This is a genomic window from Actinomadura darangshiensis (assembly GCF_004349235.1).
In the GTDB taxonomy this organism is placed as follows: domain Bacteria; phylum Actinomycetota; class Actinomycetes; order Streptosporangiales; family Streptosporangiaceae; genus Spirillospora; species Spirillospora darangshiensis.
This window is the reverse complement of the sequence record NZ_SMKY01000194.1, coordinates 1-17263: the sequence shown is the minus strand read 5'-3', so window position 1 is coordinate 17263 and position 17263 is coordinate 1. Positions and strand designations below refer to the sequence as shown.

Genomic DNA, 17263 nt, shown 5'->3' with positions numbered 1-17263 from the left:
GGCCAGGCCCGCCGAGACGCTGCGCGCCGACTCAAGTCGACGCAGCTCGTCCGCGTCACCATCACGCAATGCCAAGGGGGCAGCGGTTCGCATACCCCAGTCTCTCAAACAGAAAGAAACTTTTCGATCGAGACACTAGCGCTCGCCGGTCGGGCTGTGCGCGAGTGGGCCGCAACCGGCGTCCAGGCCGGCCTGTGGGGAAGGCCGGCCTGGACGTCGTTGTCAGGTGAGGTCGTAGCGGTCCAGGTTCATCACCTTGTCCCAGGCCGCCACGAAGTCCTCGACGAACTTCTCGCGGGCGTCGTCGCTCGCGTAGACCTCCGCGACCGCGCGGAGCTCGGAGTTCGAGCCGAACACGAGGTCGGCGCGGCTCCCGGTCCAGCGGGCGTTGCCGGAGGCGTCGCGGCCCTCGAAGGCCACGGACTCGTCCGTCGTCGGCTTCCACACCGTGCCCATGTCGAGCAGATTCACGAAGAAGTCGTTCGTGAGCGTGCCGGGGTTGTCGGTGAGGACGCCCAGGGACGACCGGTCGTGGTTCACGCCGAGGACGCGCAGTCCGCCGACGAGGACCGTCATCTCCGGTGCGGTCAGGGTGAGCAGGTTCGCCCGGTCGATCAGGAGGAACTCGCCGGGCAGCAGGTTGCCCTTCTTGAGGTAGTTGCGGAACCCGTCGTGCGTCGGCTCCATCACCTCGAACGACTCGACGTCGGTCTGCTCCTGCGACGCGTCGGTGCGTCCCGGGGCGAAGGGCACCTTGATGTCGTGGCCCGCGTCCTTGGCCGCCTTCTCGATGGCGGCGGACCCGCCGAGCACGATCAGGTCGGCGATGGAGATCCGCTTGCCGCCGGACTGCTCGGCGTTCCACGCCTCCTGGACCTGCTCCAGGGTGCGCAGGACGGTCCGCAGCTCGTCGGGGTTGTTGACCTCCCAGTTCTTCTGCGGCTCCAGCCGGATGCGGGCGCCGTTGGCACCGCCGCGCTTGTCGGTGCCGCGGAACGACGCGGCCGACCCCCATGCGGTGGCGACCAGCTGGGAGACCGTCAGGCCGGAGTCGAGGAGCCGGGCCTTGAGGGCGGCGACGTCCTCGGCGTTGACGAGCTCGTGGTCCACCGCCGGGACGGGGTCCTGCCAGACGAGGACCTCGGACGGGATCTCAGGGCCGAGGTAGCGCTCGACCGGGCCCATGTCGCGGTGGGTCAGCTTGAACCAGGCGCGGGCGAACGCGTCCGCGAACTCGTCGGGGTTGTCCCTGAAGCGCTGCGAGATCGGCCCGTAGATCGGGTCGAAGCGCAGCGACAGGTCGGTCGTCAGCATCTCCGGCTGGCGGTTGAGCGTGCCGTCCTCCGGGTCCGGGACGGTGTTGGCCCCGCCGCCGTTCTTCGGCCGCCACTGGTTGGCCCCGGCGGGGCTCTTGGTCAGCTCCCACTCGTAGCCGAAGAGGACGTCCCAGAAGCTGTTGTCCCACGTGGTGGGGGTGGGCGTCCAGGTGACCTCGAGGCCGCTGGTGTGGGAGTCGCGGCCCTTGCCGGTGCCGTGGACGCCCTTCCAGCCGAGGCCCTGGTCCTCCAGCGGGGCGGACTCGGGCTCGGGGCCGACGAGGCCGTCCGGGGCGGCGCCGTGCGTCTTGCCGAACGTGTGGCCGCCGGCGATCAGCGCGACGGTCTCCTCGTCGTTCATCGCCATGCGGGCGAACGTCTCGCGGATGTCGCGCGCCGCGGCGATCGGGTCCGGGTTGCCGTTCGGGCCCTCCGGGTTGACGTAGATGAGGCCCATCTGCACCGCGGCGAGGGGCTTCTCCAGGTCACGTTCGCCGGAGTAGCGCTCGTCGTCGAGCCAGGCGGTCTCGGGGCCCCAGAAGACGTCCTCCTCGGCCTCCCAGGCGTCCTCGCGGCCACCGGCGTAGCCGAAGGTCTTGAGGCCCATCGTCTCCAGGGCGACGTTGCCCGAAAGGACCATGAGGTCGGCCCAGGAGATCTTCCGGCCGTACTTCTTCTTGACCGGCCACAGGACGCGGCGGGCCTTGTCGAGGCTCGCGTTGTCCGGCCAGCTGTTGAGGGGCGCGAAGCGCTGCTGGCCGGCTCCGGCGCCGCCGCGGCCGTCGCTGACGCGGTAGGTGCCCGCGCTGTGCCACGCCATCCGGATGAGCAGCGGCCCGTAGTTGCCGAAGTCGGCGGGCCACCAGTCCTGGGAGTCCGTGAGGACGTGCGCGATGTCCTGCTTCACGGCGTTGAGGTCGAGGCTGCCGAACGCCTCGGCGTAGTTGAACTCCTCACCCAGGGGGTTGGCCATGGGCGGGTTCTTGACGAGGAGCTTCAGGTTGAGCCGCTCCGGCCACCAGCCGCGGTTGCCGCCGCCCTGGCTGGGATGCGGGGCGCGGCCGTGCGCGACCGGACACCCTTCGGCGCTCTCAGTGTTCGTTTCGTTGATGGCTTTGTCGTTGTTCTCAGCCACGTGATGCCTCCAGGGCTAAGCAGGGTGGGTCAGGAACTCTGTGCGGTTGAACAGTCGGGGCACAGGCCCCAGTAGACGACCTCGGCCTCGTCGATCCGGAAACCGTGGTCGTCGGACGCGGTCAGGCATGGCACCTCGCCGACGGCGCAGTCGACGTCGGCGATGGTGCCGCACGACCGGCACACGACGTGGTGGTGGTTGTCCCCGATCCGCGACTCGTAGCGCGCAACGGAGCCGGACGGCTGGATGCGCCGCACCAGACCCGCCATCGTCAGCGTGTGCAGTGAGTCGTACACGGCCTGGTGGGACACCTTCGGGAGCTCCATGCGCACGGCACGGATGATCGAGTCCGTGTCGGCGTGCGGATGCGCGTGCACCGCCGTCAGCACCGCGACCCGGGGACGGGTCACGCGCAGCGCGGCGTCGCGCAGCATCTGCCGGACATCCTTGGGCGTTGCCACGTGGGCCAGCCTGGCCCATATTCTGGAATGAGTCAAGAAAAGAACGCCCTCGATTTCGCGGCGCACGGGTGCGGCCCGCGTCCCCTGGAGGCTGGGACGCGGGCCGCGGTGGGAATGAGGCGGTCAGAAACCTGCTGTGATCTTGGTGAACTCCCAGGGCTGCTGGTCAGTGCCGCTGCACGTCTCGGTCACGCCGCCGCCCGGGCAGGGCCGGTCCCGGTTGACCGACCAGAACGCCAGCCGGGCGAGCCCCTTCGACTTCGCCCAGTCGCGGACCCGCGTCCAGATGGCGGTCGTGGTGAGCTCCTGCTGGTCGGACACGCCGTTCATGCCGGAGATGCCCATGTGCGCGTAGGCGGTGGCGTCCGACCAGCCGAACGCCGACTTCAGTTCGGTCTTCAGTCCCTCGGACGCGCTGACGGTGCTGGCGTACATGTCCGAGCCGCCGCCGAAGTCGAACGGCATGATCGTGAAGACGTCCACGTTCGCCTGCAGCGCCGCGGCCTGGTCGATCAGCCGCTTGCCCCAGTAGTTCGGCCCGCTGGTGGCGGTGCCGAACGTCAGGATCGTCTGCAGGCCCGGGTTGTTCCGCTTGAGGATCTTCAGGGCGCCGAGGATCCGGTCCTGGACGGCCGCGTTCTCGAACTCGTCGGTGTTCTCGATGTCGATGTCGATGGCCTTGAGCCCGAACGCGTCGATGACCTTCTGGTACGCGCCGGCGAGCGCCTCGGGCGAGTCGCAGTTCGGGCCGAGCTTGTTGCCGGACCAGCCGCCGACGGACGGCAGCACGTCGCCGCCGGCCGCGCGGATCTGCGAGATCGCCTGCTCGTCCGCGCCGCCCTTGAGCGGGCGGTTGCCGTCCCACCCCGGGTTGCATCCGCCGGTGGACAGGATGAACGCCATGGTGAACCACTTGACCCCGGTCGCGTTCATGACCGTGGACGGGCTCGGCGGGTCGCCCCAGCCCATGTACAGGTAGGGCGCGGCACGGCGGGTGCCGTCCGACGGGTTCGTGCAGCCGGTCGTCGAGGCGCTGACCGAACCGCTCGCCGCCGACTCGCCGGCCGAGTTGTACGCCTTCACCGTGTAGGTGTGGTCGGAGCAGGCGGTGAGCCCGCTGAGGGTGGTGCTCGTCCCGGACGCGGTGGCCCGGACGGCGGACCCCTCGTAGACGCGGTACCCGGTGACGTCGCCGGACGAGGCGGACCACGACAGCGTCAGCGACGTGTCGGTCTTCGCGGTCACGGCCGGTGCGCCCGGCGCGGAGGGCGCGCCGGGCTGCGTGTCACCGCCGCCGGTGCAGGACGCGCCGTTGATCGTGCAGTTCTGCGGCGTCCCGGATCCGCTGACGATGAAGCCGAACGAGGCGGACGCGCCGGCGGAGACGCCGCCGTTGTACTCGCGGTTGGTGAACGTGGCGTGCTGCCCGGACGTGGTGAGCAGCGCGTCCCAGTAGGTGCCGACCGACGAGCCGGACGGCAGGTCGAACTCCACCTTCCAGCCGGAGACGGCGGCCGCGGTGTCGTTCTTGATCGTGTACTTGCCCTCGTAGCCGGACCCCCAGTCGGAGGACTTGGCGAAGGCCGCCGTCACCGACGCGGCGGCGCCCGCCGGGACGGGGACGAGCAGGGCGAGGACGAGGGAGCAGAGGGCGGTGAACAGCAGGCCGGGGAGAAGTCTTCTTCTCAAGGTCACTCCCGGGAGGAGAGGCGGACGAGCGGGAATCCCCCGAACCTCGAAGTACCCTTCTAATAGGAAACTTTCCTAACAAGTTGCTTGCACGGTAACCACCCGCCCGCCCCCCTGCAAGTCCTGGAGCGAGAATTGCGGAGATTGCCCCGTGACCGGCCGCGCTGTGCCGTCAGGTCCGGGTGCGCCGGGCGGTCAGTGCGGCGTCGTACAGTTCTGGGAGCGATCGCGTGCTGCCGTCGCGCGCGTTGCGACTGATCACGGCGAGCATTCGCTTGTGGATCGCATCCGGCATGACCGGGCCGAGGGCCCGCAGCCAGTCCGGGATGGGACGGATGTGGTCCACGCACGCGGCCACGGCGAGCCGGGCCATCTCCCGGTCGGTGCCCAGGAGGTCGGTGACCAGCGAGCGGCACTGTGCGGGGGACGCGGCCGCCACCGCCGCGATGACGGCCGGATGCCAGGCGTGCGCCACATTGCGCCGCCACCGGCTCTCCACCGGCTGGGTGTCGTGCAGCCACCGCGCGCAGTCGTGGATCACGTCGAGCAGGACGTCCGGGTCGACGATGCGGTCGAGCAGCCGTCCGAGTTCGGTGACGCACCGGCTGAGCGCGTCGCGTTCAAGGTCGTCGGAGAGGTCGTAGCCCGCGTCCTTGATCAGTTCCAGCAGGGTGCCGGCGAAGGAGCGGCGTTGGACGGGGGTCGGCGGAAGGTTCCCGTACCGCGCCCGCAGGCCGATGACGAGGTGGCGCGCGCGGGCCTCGGTCGTGGCGGCCTCCCGGGTCGGGGTGTCCTTCCGGCCGGCGGCCATGGAGCGCTGTGCGATGTACGGCTCGAGCGCCTCAACCAGGCTCCCGGTGTCCTCGCCGGCCCAGCCGCCGTCGCGCATACAGCTTCCCGCCAGGGCCAGTAGCGCGATGAGCAGCGGATATCCGGGGGACCCGCGGAGGCTTCGGGCGAGTTCGCCAGGGGAGGGCGGATCGTCCAAGCCGTTTTCGATCAGCACGCGCCACAGATCGTAGCCCTTGGCGAGACGGCCGCGGTTCCTGTCCGCGACCATGGTGCGGCGGAGGTCTTGGAGCGAGCCGTGGTGACTTCGCAACTGCTTCTGCGTGATGGCCGGGCGCCGGAGCGTCGCGGACAACATGGTCGGATCCTTGGTGTTCTGCGCGTGGAGGATGAGGTATCCGAGTGCGTCGCCGGAGCCCGCTTCGGCCGCCGTACGGAGCCTGCCCAATGCCGCCTTCAGCCCCCGTCTGTCACCCGCCGGGCCGGACAGCGACTTGCCGAGCGCCCCAACGGCGGCCGGATGCCCGCTAAGGGCGGCGGGGACGAGCAGCGGCATCAGCGTCGCCATGTCGCACCACCATTCGTCCGGTATCCGGTCGGGCAGTGCGGTCAGTAGCGCTGTGCCGCTGGACCGGGATCCGTACAGCGCGTTGACGAATAGCATCGGCACCGGACGGTTGCCATCGGCGCCCCGCTCGGCGGGCAGGCGCGCCAGCTCGGCCTTGGCGCGTTCGCGTGCGTACTGCGTGAGCGGGCACGGCTCCGCATCGTCTGCCGCCAGGGTTTCGCCCAGGACGGTGAGCGCGCACTCTTGCGCGACGTTTCCGCGCACGGCGAGCATCGCGTCGAGGAAGTCTCGAGCACCGATGCCGTCTAAGCCGGACGCCGCGCTGGTCAGCGCCCGTACTTCCGCGCGGCGGCCGACTGTCGTCCAACCCTCGGCGGCGATGGCCGCTGTCGCCGCCTGTATCAATTCGCCGGCGTCGAGCCCGATGAACCACGCGCGCCTGAATACGACATACGCCAGTTCCAGCCGTAGCGCGTTCTCCGGCGACGAGAAGCCGTGGACGGCGGCGATGACCGCGGTGGTGGAGCTGTCATCCAGGATGACTTCGGGATGCAGGCTGACCAACTCCAGGATCTCGGCGGCCCCGTCGACCTCCTCACCGCTCGCGAACTCCGTCAGGAAACGTGCGAGGACGGGCCCCCAAGTGCGCGGCGCCCGCGGGTAGAGCGCTTCGAGGAGCCGCAGATAGAGGTTGTTCCGTGATCGGAGGCTCTCCAGCGGCAGGCTTTCGAAATGTGCGAGCCGGTCGCTGGCCGCTAGGAACTCCGCCACCTCGTCGGGGTGGCCCGCGGCCAGCCTGGCCAGCGCGTCCAGGACGGCCAGCACCATGGACGCGCCGTCCTTGGCGCTCTCCGCCCCGCCCTGGAGCACCAGCGCGTGCCGCCACAGGATCGCCAGCTCGGCGCCCGCCCGCTCGAACGTCCGGTGGTGGACGGACGGTAGGAGGGCCAGATAGTCCAGCGCGACATCAAGGGAGCAGCCGGCGAGCATGTCCGCTGCCGTCCTGCGCAGGTCGGCGGATGGGTCCGGCATCCGCGCGTACGTGCGGGCACCGAGGACGCGCAGTCCCCGGTCGTCGCTCGACAACCACGTCCCGAGCACCTCGGCGGGCAGCCCGAGGTACCGGGAGCGACGGTCCGCCAGCAGCAGGAACTGCGCCGCGACCTCCCCGTAGAACAGGTCGTGGGGGTCGGCCTCGGCCCGGCGCAGCAGCTGGCGCGCCGCCTGCTCCCCGGACGCGAGGACGGAACGTGCCGCCACATGCTCGAAGAACGTTTGGTGGAAGAACCGGAACCGCAGGCTGCGCGGCGGCGGCTTAAGCACACCGCGCGCTCGCAGGATGTCGACGGCCCGTTCCATGCCGGGCTCGTCCGCCCCGGCGAGGGGAGCCGCGCGGTTGACGAGCTCCGGCTTCGTCGACTCGATCGAACCGGCGGACAGTAGCGCCAGCCCGATTCCCTCCGTCTCCGCGGAAAGATCCCCCGCCGCCGCCTCGGTGTGCCTTCCCCGGTCGTCGGCGACGACGCGGCGCAGCCAGAACTGGTCGTGCAGCCCGATGCTATCGATGTCGTCCGGCGGAACCCGATCGGGTGCGTACAGTTCGAACAGCAGGCGCAGCGCGAGCGGATTCCGGCACACCTCCTGCAGCGGCAGGCCACGCAGCGACGCGCGTTTCAGCGTCGCGGCGACCCCGCCGGCCTGTTCGGCCGGGTAGAACTGCTGGGCGTAGGCGGTTATCGCCTCCCGGAGCTCACGGTCGTCGTAGTAGTCCAGCGTCACCCTGAGCAAGCGCTCGCCGCGCCGTGCGGTGTCCTCGTCCTCGGTGGAACCGATATAGCGGGCTTCCGCCGGACGGCTGGTCACCAGCGTAGGCAACCTTTCCCGGCGGGCCAGCCGCAGCAGTCCGTCCACTTGCCGACGCGACTCAGTGTCGTGCAGCAGCAGGTCGAGGGTGTCGACCAGCAGCACGGGCCGCGCTCCGGGCGGCCGATCGCGCAACGCTTCGGCGATCATGTCCACGGTGATGCGCCGCTCGGGCTCGCCCAGCAGCGCGGTGGCCGGTACCAGGGTCGGCGCGTGGCCGAGATGGGACAGCCGGTCGTGCAGATGCCACAGCACGGTGGACTTGCCGTGACCGGCCTCCCCGACGAGCAATGTGATCAGCGGCTTGGCGAGCAGTTCGAGCAGCCGGGCCTCCACCGTCCGCTCGACGTAGACACCGTCGCCGAGCCGTACCAGCGTCTGGTCGTCGCGCGCGGCGACCAGGTCGCAGTCGGCCGCGGTGAGGTCGCTCAGCTTCCGGAGGTCCGCGTACGTGAACGGTGGGGTGGTGACGGCGCCCACGTGCATGTCGCCCTCCTGCAGCACGTAGATCGTGCTGCCTGGGCCGGCCCGGACGATCTGAACGTTCGTCGGCTGCGCCGGCTCGACGACACCGTCGGGCCGGGACTCTTCGGTCACCCGTCCATCATGCGCCACCCGCCTGGTGTGCGGGGTGGGGCCGTATACAGTTGACGTGCGGAGTGCGCCCGAATCGAGCAGCGGTGGATGACCGGGGGATTCGCGTGGCCGTCGAACTGGCAACAGGCACCGTCGTGGTGTTGACGCCCATGCAACTCGAATGCCGCGAGATGCTGCGGCATCTGCGCGGCGGCGAGCGGGTCTGGCATGCCAAGGGAACGTTTGCACAGGTCGGCCGAATCGACGAAGTGCCCTGGCAGGTCGCGGTCGTGGTCGCCGGCGAGGGGAACCTGCGCAGCGCGGTCCTCGCCGAACGGCTCGCCTCATGGTTCCGGCCCGTCGCACTGCTGGTCGTCGGCATTGCGGGAGCGCTGAAGGCGGACATCGACATCGGGGACGTGGTCGTCGGCACCCGGATTCACGGCTACCAGGGCGGCAGGCAGGACGATGCGGGGTTCCACGCGCGCCCGCAGTCGTATCCGGCCGATTCGGTGCTGGTGGACGTCGCCCGCGCGGTCGACCTGGACGGAGCCTGGCCGCCGAACGGGACGGCGCCCGCCGTGCATTTCAAGCCGATCGCCGCCGGGGACATCGTTCTCAACTCGTCCGACACGCCGCTGCGCGATCAGATCACCCACCACTACAACGATGCCTGCGCGATCGAGACCGAGAGCGCGGGCTCCGCCGCCGCGGCACACCTCGACGGTACGCTGCGCGCCCTGACGATCCGCGGGATCAGCGACAAGGCCGACGGGAACAAGCACCGCAGCGACGGGGGCGGCCTGCAGCCGCTCGCCGCCGCGCATGCGGCCGCTTTCACGGTCGGGTTGCTGCGGGAACTCGACTGTGCGCTGGTCGCCTCGGAAGACGGCGACCTGTCCCGGCCGCTCGGCGCGTCCCGTCCGGCGACCGCCGTGCAAACGGTGGACGCCGGACCTGGCAGCACGGTCTACGCCGTCCAGAAAGGCGTCCAGAACATCACCACGCGCCCGGCGGGAGCCCCGCCGGATTGATCCGACCCACTCCGGGTGAGGAGCGCGCCATGAGCGCCGGCTCGTTCGAACCGGGCTGCACCTACGACAACGTGTACTTCCTGTTCACCGATGCCTCGGGGTACTCGACCATCGTCGGCACCAACCCGCGCGACCTCGCGGCCCACCTGTTCGACCGGCTGCGGGACGCGATCGTGGCGCGGGTGGAGAAGCTCGCCGCGGAGCACCGCTGCGAGCGGGCCGAGCTCTGGAGCTGGCGCGGCGACGGCGGCTGCCTCGTCGTCCACGACGAGGAGGAGAGCGCGGCGCTCCAGGTGGCGCTGCGGGCGGGCATGGCGATCCTGACCGCCGATCTGCCTGAGCTGCGGGAGGAACTGCTGCGGTCCGGGGCGCGCGGGGAACTGCACCTGCGGCTGGCCGTCCATAAAGGTCCGATCCATTACACGCCGGACGGTGACACCGGCGCGATCCACTCGCCCGACATCAACTTCGCCGCGCACCTGGAGGAGGTCACACCGCGCGACTGCCTGACCATTTCCGAGGACGTCCACCGGGTGGCGGGACGCCTCGCCGACCAGTTCGAGCCTGGTGGCACGTACGAGGGCAAAACCGTTCACCTGATGTCCCCAGACGGGGAGTACGGCCACGGCAGGCGGGCCTGGCTTCGCACCGCAGGCCTGGCGGGCGGCCTGCGCCTACACGCCTACGCGCAACGTCCGAGCCAGCCGGAGAAGGCCAGGCTGGTCGACATCGCGGTCGACGAGGTACTGGACTTCGGTACCGCCCTGAACACGTGCGCCGGATACCTGGTGACCACGGAGCGGCCCGCCCACTACCGTGACGCCGTCCTCGCGCTGCTCAGTCGCGGCGGCGTATACCGGTGCGTGCTCCTCGACCCGGACTGCGAGGCCACCGCGCTCTACTCCCGGCTCCGCCACGAGGATCTGGCCGCGAAGATCCGTCGGTCGCTCGACCGGTTTCGGGCCTTCAAGAACCGCCACGGGAGCGCCGCGAACGGGCTGCAGGTTCATCAGACCGACGAGTTCCCGGGGATCGCCGCTCTGTGCGCCGATCTGCGGTCGCGTGACCCCGTCGTCCTCTACTCGCCGTATATGTTCACCGCGCGGCCGGACGGGGTTCGAGTGGAGCGCGCCGACATGCCGCACTATCTCGTCACATCCGAGGCCGGTCCGCTGTTCACCCAACTCGTTCAGGTGATCGGTGATGCCAGCGCACCGAAACGGACGACCCGCGTCCTGTGACGTGCAGCGACTCCTTGTTCAGCCGCCGGACGCGTCCATCCGGTCGAGGTCGGCGTAGCCGGCGATCTGGGCGGCGAGCAGTCCGACGACGGCCGCCTCGACAATGGACACGATGACCAGGACCGCCTCGTACGGCCCGTTGCACCAGTAGACGACGAGAGCGCCGAGCGGAGCCCCGCAGAAGGTCAGCAGGTCGGCCGCGAGTTGGAGGTACTTGCGCGGCACTCGGCGGTGGTCTGCGCGGTGCGCGATCTCCCAGCCGAACACCGGCATCGGGGTGGGCGTCTGCCCGGCGACGTGGGCCGACAGCCGGGGCGCGAGTTCGTCCCGCACGTAGCGTCCGATCGAGGATATTTTTTCGTCGTTGACGAGATAGGACCATCCGAGTATCGCCGAGATCGGAGGCAGAAGTAGCAGGTAGTAGGCGATCTGGGCGCTTACGGCGACCGCGATGACGCCGGCCATCGCGGCAAATGTGGCGTAGAGGAGATTATCTCGGAAACCGATCCGGGTGCGCTGCTCTTCTTTGATCCGCTCGTATTCGGCGAGCATAAGCCTGCCGGTGGTCACCTCGTCGGGCAGCGCCATTAGGCCGCCTTCCATCACGTTGACTTGCCGTCAGCCAGATAGGTGCTGCGATCGATCCACAGGACCAGGGCGGTGGCGGCAGAAAGGCTCGCGACGAATTGCCATTCCTTGGATCGGACCGGCTGGCCGAAATCAGCGATCCCGCGGATCACCAGCCACAGGACGGAGTTCTCCTCGCATACCGTGGCGAAGCCGGCCGCTTCCATCTCCGCCGCGATGGGCTTGCGTCTTTCCCCGGCCTGGGCGGCATGGTCGCTCAGCCGGCCATCTTCGACGAGCTGGTCGCTGGCCAGCACGGTGCCGCGATGGAACGCCGGTTCGAATTCGGCGGGATCCAGCGCCGCCGGGAATCTCAGGCCGGGAATATCGGCCTCCATGGCTTCCCGCAGCCGGGTCTGGACCAACTCGTGCCACCCCATCCGCTGTGGCTGAATATTGCTATTGGTGCGGACGATCGCACGGTCCGGATGGAAAACGCGCGGCTCGAGCTCGTCGCCCTCCGGGCGGAGCACCTTTCGGCCGAAATCCTTGACTCGATCGGCGATCACGACATCGCCGAGGACGACCTGGTCCTCTCTTCCGGCGGCCATGCCCAGGAGCACGCAGAGCCGGACGTCGTACTCGGCGAAGACGGTCGAGAGGAAGGCCGCCATGTCAGCGTTCGTGGAGAGCCCGTTCATCGTTACGACGATGTCCAGCGACCGGGTGGGTGTCTCACGCCGCACATGCCAGAAGCCCGCGCCCCGGGCCGAGTGGTCGGGGGGCGCGTCTTGGGCTATCCCGAAAGCGGCCCTGGCTCCGTCCAGTTCGGGAGCTTTGACCGTGACCACCAGGAGGTCGGCCTTCCTCTTCCCCTCCGGCCTCATGGGATCGCCGACCGCCGCATAGGCGCCGTCGCGGATCTCACGGTCGTTGCGGCCGTACTGCATGAGGACGGCCGCGCGGGCGAGGATCCTGTTCCGCTGCGTATCCTCAAGTCGGATCGCTGACCAGAAGAGATCAGAGAAGATCAACTCAGTGAGGTCGGGGTCTCCTCGCCCGAAGTGGCGGAGTAGTTCGAGCAGGATGACACCGTCGTCATTGGTGGGTACTCGGCTGGCCACGATCAATCCCCGGGCAGATGACTGCGTCGATTCCACGCGTAGAGGCAGTGAAAGTTCGGCTTCGGCTCATCCGGCGAGAAGTCCACCAGGCAGCACGAGCCAAGAATTGGGATGTCCCTTGCTTCGAGGATGTCCCGCATGGCCTTCATGGTCTTGCCGGATCTGACGAACTCGTCGAAGAGGACGACCGATGGCGAGGTGGCCGGCAGGAGCCTCTGGCACCATGCGGATGCGGCGTTCCAGGTGGCGGAGGGGGCGATGGCCTGTTCGGCCACCGCATCGACCAGATCCCGCGGTATCCGCACGACCTGCGCCTCCGTCGCGACCTCCAGATGATGGGCGAGTTTCCCAGCGCCCTGCTCGCCCCCCGGGCACACGAAGACCGTGTCCTGCGAGAGTTGACGGACGATCCTCGCGACACCGGCCCATATCTTGGTCGCCAGCCAGCATCCGTAGGTGTCAAGCATCCTCGGGAGGTTCGGAACCTTGCCCAGCGCAGGCCGCCAGTGCGGAACGTCGTCCTCATCTTTCAGGCCGGCCGTTTTTACGAGATCCCAGAACTCGTAGGTGCTCAGCCGGCCGTCGTCGCCCTGGTCGATCCTTGATATCGAGGTGCCGATCCGTACAGGATCGCAGGCGTCGTCCTCGCTGTGCACATCCTCTTGCCTGACGCGAAGAAAATATTCTGCGGAGCGCCCGGCCCCCTGGCATATCGTCCGCTTGCCCATCCGCTCCTTCCTGCCGACGGTTGACAATGCCGCCAACACCTGCACCTCGGCAGGCTGGAGCAGTTCCTCCAGCCGCTCCGCGACCCGGCAAGCCGTGGCGCCGGTATCGACAACGGGAACGACCAGCAGGACCCTCTTTCCTTCGGCGCTTTCGACTTGCCCCGGCAGTTCGGTCTCCTGGCTTCCCTCTTCGTACTCGTAGCATTTCAGGTCGTGGTCGCGGCAGACGGTCGACAGTGGCCCCTTGAGCCATGTCGAGCCGGCCGAGTGGTAGACGACGAGATCCGGATGCAGTTGAGGGTCGCGCAGCGTGGTCGCCAGTAGCCGTTCCAGTTCCCGGCCACAGTTGCTGCCATCGAAAAAGTGCCGGGCATAGGAACTGGTGACGTCATCGAGGCCCCTGGCATACCAGCCGCGTCTAATGATCAGCTTACGTTTGAGCATTTCAAGGGGATTGTCGAGGACGTGCAGGAGGGTGCTGCCATAGGGGATGTTCGGCTCACGAGAATAGGTGGTCTCCATGTCGTCCGAGAAAAGGATCACCCGATCTTGCCTGATATAGGTGCTGAGCTGGCGGTATGCCTGATCCTCGGGTTCTGGGAGCTTGGGCAGCAGCACGGCCAGGATCCTGGCTTCGGGCCAATCGGTGATCGATGCCCCGATTGCGTGGGCGATGTGCATGAAGGCCTTGCCGGGGATGGAGCCAATCATCGGTATTGCGCCAGTCCATTGGGAGAGATCCAGGATGGCTAGTTCGGCTGCGGGGCTGATTTTGGCGAGAGCCTGGCATAACCGCTCATAGATCCTTACCGGATTCTTGTCCGCCTCTTTGGACTTGACCACCTCGAAGACACGCTGCGGAAACTCTGCTTGCACCACGGCCTTGCCCAGAATCATCTCCGCCACCTGCCCGTAGAACTTGGACAGCTTCGGGTTCTTCGGTTGCGGGGTGGGGGCTCCCAGCCGGAAAGGAACAACATCGAACTCGGGCATGCTGTGTCCCCGTGGAGTTCAAACGGTCAACGGAATGGCAATGATCAAAATATTGCCGCAAATATCAAGACTCTGCTCCGGATAGGTCTGTACTTGGTTCTTCCGCACCCCCAGTGTGATGACCTGGTTCTGTGTTCGGAAACTGACCTCGCCGCGGAAGATGTCCCGGACGGTATTGCCCAGGGTGCGCAATCCGGAGTAGACGGACGGATCCGATGATCCGCTGACCGTCGCCACGAGAGTGCTCACACGTTCGTCTAGTGGTTCCGTACGCTCCGCGATCTTTAACGGGCCCCCGCGCTCGATCGGCGGCACGATCTCGCTTGCCGTGCCGCCGCCCGGAACGGAGACCCGATCCAGAACGCTGTCGCCGTCATCCCAGAAGACGATGACCAGTGAACGGCGGCCCACCGCGGTGGGCGTTCCGTACTCGGCGGCGGTCTGCATGATTCCGGCCGTCGAACGGCTGGCGAGACTGTAGGCCTCGTGGATGATGTGCGTGCCGATCTGTAAGGCCGCCGAGGACAACTGCTTGCGTAGCACGGCACTGATATGGCCGGACCGCCACCTTTCCACCTGATGGGCGGTGAGTGTGTGACCGAACTCGCTGCTGTCGAGGTAGAACGTCTCGATCGGAAACAGTTGGGTCGGCAAGGTGGCGAGAGAGGTCCAACTTCGAGCGGGCTGCGGTCTACCGATGGTCGATCCGTTCGGCAACGCGAGTTGGTCGAACGGGATGTCCAGGAGGTCCGTGGCGGCTTGCTGAAAACGCCATCTGGTCAGGAGGTCAAGCGCACGGGAGGAATCTGGAAGGCGCAGCAGGGTCTGCAGTCCCTGGCGCCGCCGCTGGGTCAGTCGCGAAAGGATGTAGATGAGGCCCGCGGCGTCGAAGGAGGTGCAACCGGACATGTCGAGCACGTAGCGGTCGTGCTGTAGCCATTGCGGGCCGCAGTTGAGCCACGTGTGCTCAAGCTCGCCGAGCACGCCTCGTGCGGGTAGGTTAAGGACGTCCGCATCCAGTCTTGGTCGCATCCCAAACTCCGCGGTTATCTGCTCGACGATGACGCCGGATGGTGCTGAGAACATCCGTATCATGGGGGCGACAAATTTGACAGAGTTTGCCGAGAAGTGTCAGACCACATACGGACGACTTGTCGTACAACGTCGGAGGACGGCTTTAAACGTCACGGTACGGTGAGAATGCACCGCACCGGTCGATTGAAAGCGCCGCGAGTGAGAACGCTGCTAGGGCCGCGGATGGGAGTTGATCTCGTGTCGGTGGGGAGCCGGTAGGGTCTGGGTATGTCGCGGAGGTGGTTCGAGCAGGCCATGGAACGCATGCGGGGGACGGACGTCCGGGTGCGGGACGACGCGTTCGACTTCCTGCGCGAGCACGCCGATACCTGCGCCGACGAGCTGATCGCGGAGTTCGCCGCCGACCGGGACGACCACGGCCTGCGCTGCCGGCTGCTGGAACTCATCGCCGAGGCCCGCTCGCCCAAGGCGCTGGACGTGTTCCGCGACCAGCTGGACGGGACGGACGAGTCCCTGCGCTTCTGGGCGGTCCGCGGCCTGGAGATGCTCGACACCCGGGAGGCCGAGCGCGTCCTCGACGAGGCGCGCGCCGACGGCTGGGTCACCTAGGTTCCATCGGCCCTGTTCGCGGGCGGACATGATCACTACGGTGGGGCGCTATGAGATCACGCTGGAGCGCCCCCGTCCTCGCCGCCGCCCTCACCGCCGCGCTCGTGCCGGCCGGTGCCGCTCAGGCGTCGCCGGTGTCCCGTCCCGGTGGCGGGAACGAGGCCCGGTGCGTATTCACCCCCACGCCCGACAATCCGGCCGCGAAGCCCGTGCATCCTCCCCGTTCCAAGGCGCGCGCCCACGGCAAGGTCGACGTCGTCCTGGCCACCAACTTCGGTCCCGTCAGCATCCGGATGGACAGGGGCAACGCCCCCTGCGCGGTGCACAACTTCGTGAGCCTGTCCCGGCAGAGCTTCTACGACCACACGCGGTGCTGGCGACTGACCGACTCGGAGCGTCTCGGCGTCCTGCAATGCGGTGACATCTACGCGGCGGAAGAGGGCGGCCCCGGCTACAAGTTCGACGACGAACTCACCGGCGAGGAGACCTATCCGCGCGGGACGGTCGCCATGGGCAACTGGGGGCCGGACACCAACGGCAGCCAGTTCTTCCTCGTCCACTCGCACGCGAACATCCCGCCCGCGTACACCGTGCTGGGCAAGGTCACCCGGGGACTTTCCGTCCTCGACCGCATCGTGAAGGGCGGCATCATCCCCGGCCCGAACGACCCGGGGGACGGCGCGCCCGCCAAGCCCGTCAAAATCCACCGCGTCTTCGTGCGGGGCTGAGAACGGCCATGACAATTCACACTCGGTTCGTCACACTGCGTGTGATTCGCTACGCTAAGACACCATTCGCTTCTCATCCGTCGCGTTTTTGCACTATGGTCCCGTGCCCAGGCGTGCTGCGTACGCCGGCTCCATACTCGATTTCGGAACGGCTGCTCCCACGGCCACCTCACGAGGAGGTCACATGCGCGGAGACCTGGAAACCCTCTACGACGCCCACGCCCACCGCCTGTACGCCCACGGCTGGTCGCTGCTCGGCGACCACGGCGCGGCCGGCGCGCTCAACGACACCCTCACCGAGGCGGTGCGCAACCCGCCGTCCGGCGAGACGGTGCTGTGGCTGCACCGCCTGACCCGCAACGTCTGCTCCCGGCGTGGCGCGTTCAAGGGCCGTCCCGCCTTCGCCGAGGCGGCCACCGACCCGCTGCTGGACGCGGCCGGCGCGCTGCCCCCCGAGCACCGCGAGGCGCTGCTGCTGTCCGCGGGGGAGTGGCTGGGGATCCGCGACATCTCCCGCGTCCTCGGCGTCTCGCCGGGCGCCGTGCGCGAACTGCTGCACGATGCGCGCACCGCGCTGGAGCGCCTCGTCCTGGACGCCCTCATGCGCGGCGCCGCCGACCCCGCCAAGCACATGGACGTCATCGCGGCGTTCGAAAAGGGCCGGCTCCCGCACCTCCTGGCCCGCCGCGCCCCCGCCGGAGCGCCCGCCCCGCTGCGCGACCAGGTGCTGGCCGCGGCCGATGAGGAACGCGACGAGATCGGCCGCGCACCCGCCGCCACATCGGGCGTGCTCGTGGTCATCGGCCC

Annotated in this window: 13 protein-coding genes; 5 read left to right on the top strand and 8 right to left on the bottom strand. The window is 68.4% G+C overall.

The annotated features are described in order from the left end of the window. Window positions 1-222 precede the first annotated feature (222 nt). From katG to E1293_RS31840, 4 genes are all read right to left on the bottom strand, one after another. Window positions 223-2451, bottom strand: coding sequence for a catalase/peroxidase HPI (gene katG / locus E1293_RS31855; RefSeq protein WP_132201193.1), 2229 nt, complete (start codon window positions 2449-2451; stop codon window positions 223-225). A 29-nt stretch (window positions 2452-2480) separates the two neighbouring features. Then, window positions 2481-2885: a Fur family transcriptional regulator gene (locus tag E1293_RS31850; RefSeq protein ID WP_132201194.1), complete on the bottom strand. Its 405-nt coding sequence runs from the start codon at window positions 2883-2885 to the stop codon at window positions 2481-2483. A 150-nt stretch (window positions 2886-3035) separates the two neighbouring features. Beyond that, window positions 3036-4601, bottom strand: coding sequence for a cellulose binding domain-containing protein (locus tag E1293_RS31845; RefSeq protein ID WP_132201192.1), 1566 nt, complete (start codon window positions 4599-4601; stop codon window positions 3036-3038). Window positions 4602-4773: 172 nt separating this feature from the next. Next, complete coding sequence (locus tag E1293_RS31840; protein ID WP_132201191.1) at window positions 4774-8418, bottom strand: NACHT domain-containing protein; 3645 nt, start codon at window positions 8416-8418, stop codon at window positions 4774-4776. Window positions 8419-8522: 104 nt separating this feature from the next. Between E1293_RS31840 and E1293_RS31835 the strand changes: the two genes are divergently transcribed. Continuing rightward, window positions 8523-9431 carry a 5'-methylthioadenosine/S-adenosylhomocysteine nucleosidase family protein gene (locus E1293_RS31835; RefSeq protein ID WP_132201190.1) on the top strand — a complete coding sequence of 303 codons (909 nt, stop codon included), beginning with the start codon at window positions 8523-8525 and terminating at the stop codon, window positions 9429-9431. A 29-nt stretch (window positions 9432-9460) separates the two neighbouring features. Continuing rightward, window positions 9461-10672 carry an adenylate/guanylate cyclase domain-containing protein gene (locus E1293_RS31830; RefSeq protein WP_132201189.1) on the top strand — a complete coding sequence of 404 codons (1212 nt, stop codon included), beginning with the start codon at window positions 9461-9463 and terminating at the stop codon, window positions 10670-10672. Window positions 10673-10690: 18 nt separating this feature from the next. On the opposite strand, the gene E1293_RS31825 is transcribed toward E1293_RS31830, so the two are convergent. From E1293_RS31825 to E1293_RS31810, 4 genes are read right to left on the bottom strand one after another with little or no spacing between them, the layout of a single operon-like run. Continuing rightward, the gene (locus E1293_RS31825; RefSeq protein WP_132201188.1) at window positions 10691-11260 is read right to left on the bottom strand and encodes a hypothetical protein; all 570 of its coding nucleotides are present in this window, start codon (window positions 11258-11260) and stop codon (window positions 10691-10693) included. A 14-nt stretch (window positions 11261-11274) separates the two neighbouring features. Then, on the bottom strand, window positions 11275-12363 hold the full coding sequence (locus E1293_RS31820) for a 5'-methylthioadenosine/S-adenosylhomocysteine nucleosidase family protein (protein WP_132201187.1): 1089 nt from the start codon (window positions 12361-12363) through the stop codon (window positions 11275-11277). 2 nt (window positions 12364-12365) lie between these two features. After that, complete coding sequence (locus tag E1293_RS31815) at window positions 12366-14084, bottom strand: type I phosphoribosyltransferase (RefSeq protein ID WP_132201186.1); 1719 nt, start codon at window positions 14082-14084, stop codon at window positions 12366-12368. 18 nt (window positions 14085-14102) lie between these two features. After that, window positions 14103-15170 (bottom strand): hypothetical protein, encoded by a 1068-nt coding sequence (locus tag E1293_RS31810; RefSeq protein WP_132201185.1) that lies wholly within the window; start codon window positions 15168-15170, stop codon window positions 14103-14105. Between the two features lie 216 nt (window positions 15171-15386). Here E1293_RS31810 and E1293_RS31805 point away from each other — a divergent pair, with 216 nt between their 5' ends. The 3 genes from E1293_RS31805 to E1293_RS31795 form a co-directional block, all read left to right on the top strand. Then, window positions 15387-15728 (top strand): HEAT repeat domain-containing protein, encoded by a 342-nt coding sequence (locus E1293_RS31805; protein ID WP_132201184.1) that lies wholly within the window; start codon window positions 15387-15389, stop codon window positions 15726-15728. A 50-nt stretch (window positions 15729-15778) separates the two neighbouring features. Continuing rightward, on the top strand, window positions 15779-16456 hold the full coding sequence (locus E1293_RS31800; protein ID WP_132201183.1) for a peptidylprolyl isomerase: 678 nt from the start codon (window positions 15779-15781) through the stop codon (window positions 16454-16456). A gap of 184 nt (window positions 16457-16640) precedes the next feature. Continuing rightward, window positions 16641-17263, top strand: a 623-nt coding sequence (locus E1293_RS31795; RefSeq protein ID WP_132201182.1) for an RNA polymerase sigma factor, incomplete at its 3' end; no start/stop codon positions are given.